This is a genomic window from Streptomyces sp. NRRL B-24572, from assembly GCF_002156145.1.
GTDB lineage: Bacteria > Actinomycetota > Actinomycetes > Streptomycetales > Streptomycetaceae > Streptomyces > Streptomyces vietnamensis.
Map to the genome: position 1 here is coordinate 18,898 of NZ_MWIG01000337.1, position 8,345 is coordinate 27,242.

7 protein-coding genes are annotated in these 8,345 nt (G+C 73.6%); 6 read left to right on the plus strand and 1 reads right to left on the minus strand.

Annotated features, from left to right (window positions below):
* Positions 1–123 precede the first annotated feature (123 nt).
* Together CCN56_RS20990 and CCN56_RS20995 are read left to right on the plus strand one after the other, a co-directional pair.
* Entirely contained in the window at positions 124–2,772 is a 2,649-nt protein-coding gene (locus CCN56_RS20990) for a CocE/NonD family hydrolase (RefSeq protein ID WP_086828995.1), read from the plus strand.
* The gene (locus tag CCN56_RS20995) at positions 2,769–3,635 is read left to right on the plus strand and encodes an ABC transporter permease (protein ID WP_086828997.1); all 867 of its coding nucleotides are present in this window, start codon (positions 2,769–2,771) and stop codon (positions 3,633–3,635) included. Before CCN56_RS20990 ends, CCN56_RS20995 begins: the two co-directional genes overlap by 4 nt.
* Positions 3,636–3,641: 6 nt before the next feature.
* Here the strand turns inward: CCN56_RS20995 and CCN56_RS21000 are convergent, their stop codons facing one another.
* Complete coding sequence (locus CCN56_RS21000; protein WP_086828999.1) at positions 3,642–4,361, minus strand: hypothetical protein; 720 nt, start codon at positions 4,359–4,361, stop codon at positions 3,642–3,644.
* Positions 4,362–4,592: 231 nt separating this feature from the next.
* Here CCN56_RS21000 and CCN56_RS21005 point away from each other — a divergent pair, with 231 nt between their 5' ends.
* From CCN56_RS21005 to CCN56_RS21020, 4 genes are all read left to right on the plus strand, one after another.
* Positions 4,593–6,185: a von Willebrand factor type A domain-containing protein gene (locus tag CCN56_RS21005; protein WP_086829001.1), complete on the plus strand. Its 1,593-nt coding sequence runs from the start codon at positions 4,593–4,595 to the stop codon at positions 6,183–6,185.
* Positions 6,186–6,218: 33 nt separating this feature from the next.
* A complete protein-coding gene (locus CCN56_RS21010; protein ID WP_086829003.1) occupies positions 6,219–6,677 on the plus strand; it encodes a DUF1772 domain-containing protein in 459 nt (152 codons plus the stop codon).
* Between the two features lie 357 nt (positions 6,678–7,034).
* The gene (locus CCN56_RS21015; protein WP_086829005.1) at positions 7,035–7,991 is read left to right on the plus strand and encodes an AfsR/SARP family transcriptional regulator; all 957 of its coding nucleotides are present in this window, start codon (positions 7,035–7,037) and stop codon (positions 7,989–7,991) included.
* Positions 7,992–8,163: 172 nt separating this feature from the next.
* The coding region (locus CCN56_RS21020; RefSeq protein WP_143664583.1) for a hypothetical protein at positions 8,164–8,345 on the plus strand (182 nt) is incomplete at its 3' end.

Below are 8,345 nucleotides of genomic sequence, written 5' to 3' on the forward strand. Positions count from 1 at the left end.
CGCGCGTGCCGTCCGCGTACCGCGCCTGCTGTACGCGGACCGTACTGCGTACGACCTGAGGAGGCCGCCGATTTCCGTCCGTGGTCAACCGCGCCCCGAGCAGGCGCCACCTAGGCTCGACCCATGCGACTCCGACTTCCCCGGTGGGCCGCGGCCGGTGCCGCGCTCGCCGTCCTCGCGGGTGCCGGCACGTGGACCGCCGTCGCCCAGGACGATCCACCGCCCGTGCACCGCGCGGACCGGATGCTCGACGTCGACGGGGTACGGCTCGACACCTCGTACTTCACCGGCGCGGGCGACGGCCGGCGCCCCGCCGTGCTCCTCGGCCACGGCTTCGGCGGGTCCAAGGACGACGTCCGCGCCCAGGCCGAGGGCCTCGCCCGCGACGGGTACGCCGTCCTCACCTGGTCCGCACGCGGCTTCGGCGCCTCCACCGGCGAGATCGGCCTCAACGACCCCGACCACGAGGTCAAGGACGTCTCGAAGCTGATCGACTGGCTCGCCGCCCGCCCCGAGGTCCTCCTCGACAAGCCCGGCGACCCGCGCGTCGGCGTCACCGGCGCCTCCTACGGCGGCGCGATCTCCCTGCTCGCCGCAGGACACGACCCGCGCGTCGACGCGATCGCCCCCCAGATCACCTACTGGAACCTCGCCGACGCCCTCTTCCCGAACGGCGTCTTCAAGAAGCTCTGGGCCGGGATCTTCTTCTCCACGGGCAACACCGGCGAGCGCCCCGGCTCACCGGCCGAGGGCGACTCCTGCGGCCGGTTCACCGCCGAACTGTGCTCCCTCTACCGGCGCGTCGCCGTCTCCGGGAAGCCCGACGCCGCCGCCCGCGCCCTTCTCGAAGCCCGCAGCCCCTCCGCCGTCGGCGCGCACGTCAAGGTGCCCGCGCTCCTCGTCCAGGGCCAGTCCGACTCGCTCTTCACCCTCGCCCAGTCCGACGCCACGGCCCGCACCCTCACGGCCAACGGCGCCCCCGTCGCCGTCGACTGGATCGCCGGCGGCCACGACGGCGGAGACCGCGAGACCGAACGCGTCGAACACCGCATCACCACCTGGTTCGACCGCTGGCTGAAGCACGACACCTCCGTCGACACCGGCCCCGCCTTCCGCGTCAGCCGCACCGGCGGCGTCGACTCCACCGACGGGCAGGCCACCCTGCGCGCCGCGACCGCCGACCGCTATCCGGGCCTCACCTCCGGCACCACGAGCCTCGCCCTCGGCGGGCCGCCGCAGACCTTCACCAACCCGCCGGGCGCCGCACCGCCCGCCGTGTCGGCCGTCCCCGGCCTCGGCGGCGGACTCTCCGGGCTCTCCTCCCTCGGCGTCGGCCTCTCCCTCGACTTCCCCGGGCAGCACGCCCGGTTCGACGCGAAGCCACAGGCCGAGGCCCTGCGGATCACCGGCACGCCGACCGTCCGCGTCAAGGTCACCTCCACCGCCGCCGACGGCTCCGCCGTCCTCTTCGCCAAGGTGTACGACGTGGGGCCCGACGGACGGCAGCAGGTGCTGCCCGCCCAGCTCGTCACCCCCGTCCGCGTCGAGGACGCCAAGGCCGGCCGCCTCCTCACCCTGACGCTGCCCGCGATCGACCACGAGGTGGAGGCCGGGCACCGGCTGCGGCTCGTCGTCGCCGCCACCGACCTCGGCTACGCCTCCCCGGCAATCCCCGCCGGCTACACCGTCGCCGTCGAGGGCCCGCTCACCGTCCCCACCGCGCCCGGCCTCTCCACCCAGGCCGCCGCCCTGCCCTGGTGGGTGTGGGGCCTGCCGCTCCTCGGCCTCGCCGGCGCCGCCGCCCTGCTGCTCACAGCCCGCCGCAAGGCCGCCGCCCCCGCGCCCGATCCCGAACTCGCCGCCGTACCCCTCCAGATCACCGGCCTGTCGAAGAAGTACAAGGGCGGCGACAGGTACTCCGTCCGGGACCTGTCCTTCCGTGTCGAACAGGGCCAGGTCCTCGGCCTCCTCGGCCCGAACGGCGCCGGCAAGACCACCACCCTGCGCATGCTGATGGGCCTCATCACCCCCGACGAGGGCGAGATCCGGGTCTTCGGCCAGGCCATCAGGCCCGGCGCCCCCGTCCTCTCCCGCGTCGGCGCCTTCGTCGAGGGCGCGGGCTTCCTGCCGCACCTGTCGGGCCGGGAGAACCTGGACCTGTACTGGAAGGCCACCGGCCGCCCCGCCGAGGACGCCCACGTCGACGAGGCCCTGCGGATCGCGAACCTGGGCGGCGCCCTCGAACGCGCCGTCCGCACCTACTCGCAGGGCATGCGGCAGCGCCTCGCCCTCGCCCAGGCCATGCTCGGCCTGCCCGACCTGCTGATCCTCGACGAACCGACCAACGGGCTCGACCCGCCGCAGATCCGCGAGATGCGCGAGGTGATGATCCGGTACGCGGCCGGCGGCCGGACCGTCATCGTCTCCAGCCACCTCCTCGCGGAGGTCGAACAGTCCTGCACCCATCTGGTCGTCATGGACCGGGGGCAGCTCGTGCAGGCCGGACCGACCGCAGAGATCACCGGCTCCGGCGACACCCTGCTCGTCACCCTCGGGGGGACCGTCACCGACGCCCTGGTCGAGAAGATCGGCACCCTGCCCGGCGTCGGCTCCGCCGCCCGCACCGACGGCGGGCTCCTGGTCCGCCTCGACGGCACCGACCCGACCGCCCTCATCGGCGAACTCGTCCGCCTGGACGTGCCGCTGACCGGGGTCGGCCCCCACCGGCGTCTGGAAGACGCGTTCCTGACCCTGATCGGAGGAGCCGCGTGACCGCCACCGCACCCGCATCCACAAGCGCCCCCGGCTACCGGCCCGGACGCACCCTGCCCCTGCGCGTCGAAGCCCTCCGCCAGTGGAAGCGCCGACGGACCCTGGTCATGGGCGGCATCCTCGTCGCCCTGCCGTTCGTCCTCATCGCCGCCTTCGCGATCGGCGGCCCCGGGAACGGTGACCGCAACGGCCGCATCACCCTGATGGACACGGCGACGGCCTCCGGTGCCAACTTCGCCGCGACCTGCCTCTTCGTCTCGGCCGGTTTCCTCCTCGTCATCCCGGTGGCGCTGTTCTGCGGGGACACGGTCGCCTCCGAGGCCAGCTGGTCCTCCCTGCGGTATCTGCTCGCCGCACCCGTCCCGCGCTCCCGGCTCCTCGCCTCCAAACTGGCGGTCGCCCTCGGCTACAGCGCCGCCGCGATGCTCCTCCTCCCGCTCGTGGCCCTGGCGGCGGGCACGGTCGCCTACGGCTGGGGACCGCTCCAGCTGCCGACGGGCGGCTCGGTGCCCGCCGGGGACGCCCTGCTCAGGCTCGGGATCGCCGTCGCCTTCGTCTTCGCCTCCCAACTCGTCACCGCGGGCCTCGCCTTCTGGCTGTCCACCCGCACCGACGCCCCGCTCGGCGCGGTCGGCGGCGCCGTCGGCCTGACCATCGTCGGCAACGTCCTGGACGCCGTCACCGCGCTCGGCGACTGGCGCGACTTCCTGCCCGCGCACTGGCAGTTCGCCTGGATCGACGCGCTCCAGCCCCAGCTGGAGTGGGGCGGCATGGTGAAGGGCACGGCGATCTCCGTGACGTACGCCCTGGTCCTCTTCGCGCTCGCCTTCCGCGGCTTCGCCCGCAAGGACATCGTGTCGTAGCAGCCCCTACAACCACCCCCTCCGAGCCGCTTCCGCGCCCGCGCGGAAGCGGCTCGTCGTGCCGAGGGCCGCCATCAGCTCGCCCACCCTGCGGCTGTACGTCCGCGCGGACATGCCGAGCCGGGCGGCCGCCGTCTCGTCCGTGACCCCCGACAGGAGGGCGTCGAGCACCGGGCGCAGCTGGGGCGGCAGATCGCGCGGCGGCGGTGGGGGCGGCGTCGCGTACGTCAGCTCCTCGGCCGCCGCCCAGCAGGCGCGATGGGCCCGGACGAGGGCCTGCACCACCACCGGGTCGCGGACGAGCAGCAGCCCGTTGTACAGCAGCTCCAGATCGAGCGGGAGCGCGGCGACCGTCCGGTCGACGACGATCATCTTGAACGGGATGGCCTCCGCGAGGCGGGCCCGGCCGGGGATCCGGAGCCCCCCTTCGATCCGGGGCAGCGCATGCCGCGGGACGATCCGTCTGACCTCCTCGGCCCGCTCCGCCGCGGCCCGCATGCACGCTCCCGCCAGCTCCAGGAACGGCTCGGGGATCGCGCAGCCCGCGGACGCGACCGGGTCGTCGAAGGTCAGCAACTCGTGCCGGGTGGAGGCGGCCAGTCCGGCGAGTGCGGCGCTGATGCGCCGCGCGCCCCGGACCGGCCGCCCGGCGGGCCGCTGTCCCTCGGTCGCGGCCCGGTTCATCGCCGAACGGGCGAGCATCACGGAGCCCGCGCTCTCTGCCACCGCTGACCACCCCCGCCCGATCGATGTCCACTCCATGTACGCATGTGACTGCACACGGTGACAACCCCTGTTGAGAAGGATGGCGAATCCATGCCATCCCGTATCACCCGTGTCGCCGTTGCCGCATCGAGATCCATCCGCAACTCCTTCGACTGCTCCTCGCGGGCCTCTCGTTCGTCACATTCACAAGCGCCTTGCGAACAAGTGCCTTGCGAAGAGGGGGGAAATGAGATGGAACAGAACGACGAGAGGCGGGCCCGGCACCGCGGGGTCCGCCTGACGGCCGTCGTCGCGGCTCTGCTCGCGACCGGACTCGCCGTCGGCGGCTGCGGCGCGGGCGGCGAACGCTCCAGCGCCGACAGGGGAGCCAGGAGCGGCGGCCGGACCGCCCCCGCCGTCCCCGACGGAGGGAACGCCGCGCCCCGCGAGGGCGAGCAGCGTTCGCCGGCGCCCGCCCCCGACTACCTGTCCACCTTCGCGCTCGACGTGGACACCGCCTCGTACGGCTATGCCCGCCGCGCCCTCGCCGAGGGGCGGCTGCCCGACCCGGCGACCGTGCGCCCCGAGGAGTTCGTCAACAGCTTCCGCCCCGACTACCCGCGCCCGTCGGACAACGGCTTCGGCGTGACCGTCGACGGGGCGCGAGCCGGGCGGGACGGCTGGTCCCTGGTCCGGGTCGGGCTCGCCACCCGGGGCGCGGACCGGAAGGCCGAACGCCCGCCCGCCGCCCTCACCTTCGTCGTCGACGTCTCCGGCTCGATGGACGAGCCGGGCCGGCTCGACCTGGTCAAGGAGTCCCTCGGGCTGCTCGCCGACCAGCTGCGCGACGACGACTCGATCGCGCTCGTCACCTTCAGCGACGAGGCCGAGACCCGGCTGCCCATGACCCGCGTCGGGGACGCCCGCGGCCGGATCCACGAGGTCGTCGACGCGCTCGCGACGAGCTCCTCCACCAATGTGGAGGCGGGCGTCCGCACCGGCTACGACACCGCGGTCGAGGGCTACCGCAAGGGCGCCACCAACCGGGTGGTGCTGCTCTCCGACGCGCTCGCCAACACCGGTGACACCGAGGCCGAGTCGATCCTCGCGCGCATCGACGAGGAGCGCAGGGAGTACGGGGTCACGCTCTTCGGCGTCGGCGTCGGCAGCGAGTACGGCGACGACTTCATGGAGAGGCTCGCCGACAAGGGCGACGGGCAGACGACGTACGTCGCCAACTCGGCGCAGGCCCGCAAGGTCTTCGTCGACCAGCTGCCGACCCACGTCGAGCTGCGCGCCCGCGACGCCAAGGCGCAGGTCGCCTTCGACCGGCGGACCGTCGAGAAGTTCCGGCTCATCAGGTACGAGAACCGGGAGGTCGCCGACGAGGACTTCCGGAACGACCGGGTGGACGGCGGCGAGATCGGCGCCGGCCACACCGTCACCGCGCTCTACGCCGTGAAGACCAGGTCCGGGGCGAGCGGTCCGGTCGCCACCGCCACGGTCCGCTGGCTCGACCCGCGGACCCGGGCCCCGCACGAGCGCTCCGGCACGGTCGGGACGGCCGCGCTGACCGGCGACATCTGGGCCGACGGGCACGACAGTCTGCAACTGACCGCGATCGCGGCCTACTTCGCGGACGCCCTGCGCGGCGGCGACCTGCCGGGTGCCCCGAGCCTGCGGGACCTCACGAACCGCGCCGGGGCGATCGCCGACCGCTCGGGCTCGGCGGTGGTCCGGGAGCTCGCCGACGCCATCCGCCGGGCCTCCGGGCTGCTGCCTCCCCGGGAGGGCGAGAACCCTTCCGGGGAGGGCGAGTCGAGGCCGGGTGACCCGTACAGCTGACGCGCGCGGCGGGCAGCGGGCCACAATGGCCGCATGGCCACCCTGCTGCTCGCCCTCGCCGTCGGAAGCACCGGGCTCTACGCCGGTTTCCTGCTGATCTTCCAGACCGGGATCATGCCCGCGCTCGCCCGTCTGACGGACCCGGAGTTCGTCACGGCGATGCGCCGGATCAACGAGTACGTGCCGAGGGCCGTGTTCCTCACGGTCTTCCTCGGCGTGATCGCCTTCCCCGCCGCCGCGTTCTTCGTCCCGCAGGACGGGCGGACGGACACGCAGAAGTGGCTCGTCCTCGCGGGGCTGGTCTGTGCGGCCCTCAACCACCTGGTGACCATCGGCGGGAACGTCCCGCTCAACACGGCCCTCGCCGCCTCGGAGGACGAGCCCGCGGCGGTCCGGGCCGCCTTCGAGAAGCGCTGGAACGGCTTCCACCGCGTGCGTACGGCCCTGATCACCCTCGCGTTCGGGCTGCTCACCGCCGCCGCCGTGCTGTAGGGACACGGGGAGCCCTGCTGTAGGGAGCCGGGGAGCCGGGCCGTAGGACCCCTGGAGAACCGTACCTACGCGCCGGTTTCTGGCGTGAACTCGCGGGTCGAGGGGCCTTCGGCATCCGCAGGGACCCTACGAAACCATACCCCCCAGGCCTGAAACAGTCTTTCGGCATGCACAAGATCTCCGCCACTGACGAAAACCTGACGCCCAGAAATCCTGACAAAGGGGGTGAATCACCACGATATCCGGGGGTGTCATTCCGTACCCTCCGGTTTCTTATTGACATGCCTACGGGGGTCTTTTCTAATCAAGCGAGAGTCATCCCGCGCACAGACACCGCACAGGCATGGAGGGGGCAAGGTGGACGTCCGGATCCTGGGGGGACTGTCGGTCCGTGAGAACGGGGTCTCGATCACCCCGACGGCGGCCGCGCCCCGGCAGCTGCTCGCCCTGCTCACCGCCAGCGCCGACCAGGTCGTCCCCGTGACGGTCCTGACCGAGGAACTGTGGCCGTCCGGCGCGCCGCGCGGCGCCCGCGCCGAACTCCAGGCGCACATAGCCGAGCTGCGGAGCCTCATCGCGGGCGCCCTGCGCGACACCGAGCCGGCGGAGCCGCACCCCGGCTGGTCGGACCGGCGCACCGCCGACGCGATCCTCGTCTCCCAGCCCGGCGGCTACCGGCTCGACACCGGCGGCGGCCCCAACGACGTCTGGCAGTTCGAGCGCGCGGCCGGCGCCGGCTACCGGGCCATGGAGGCCGGCGACCTGTCCCGCGCCGCACTCCGCCTCGGCGAGGCCCTCGCCCTCTGGCGCGGCGAACCCTACGCGGGCGTGGCCGCGGGCCCCCGGCTCCGCAGGGAGATCGAGCGCCTCGAAACCTCCCGGCTCAGCGTCCTCGACCAGTGGCTGGAAGCACAGCTGGGCCTCGGCCGGCACGCCGAACTCGTCTCCGAACTCACCGGACTCGTCGCCCGCTACCGCACCAACGAGCCCCTCCACGCCCACCTCATGGTCGCCCTCCTCCGCTGCGGACAGCCCGACGAGGCCCTCGTCGTGTACGAGCGGCTGCGCGTGACCCTCAAGAGCGAGAGCGGCATGGAACCCTCGGCGCGGCTCCGCCGCCTCCAGCGCTCGGTCCTCGCCGCGCGGGAGACGGCCGGCCGCTCCGCGTACGGCCTCCGCATCCCCGCGCAGTACAGCCCCGCGCAGTACGGCACCACCCGGCCGGCCCCCGCCCCGTACGTCCCCGACCGGTACGGCACGGCCCCGTACGGCCCCGCGCGCACCCGGCTCGTCCCGGCGGGCTCCGTCGGCTGACCGCCCGGCGGGCTCCGCCCGACGGCGACCTGACGGGACGACAGCACCGCCACGGGGAATGAAGTGCGGCAACTCACCGTTGACCGACTCCCGAAGCCGAATTATTTTCGGCGAGCAGTACGGGTTTCCTCCCAGGTGCCCGATTTATCGCTCAACTACGGGGGCAGGGGCCATGACGTTGGACGGCGCGGACGGAGCCGGTGGTGCCGACGCGCTGCTCACGGTCCTCGAACTGCTCGCCGGGCAGGCCCCGCCCGCCCGCTTCGACACCCTCCTCGACGAGGCCCGGCGGACCGGCCTGACCGGCGCGGAACTCCACCGCCTGGAGCGGGCCGTGGACCTCGCCGGCGAGGT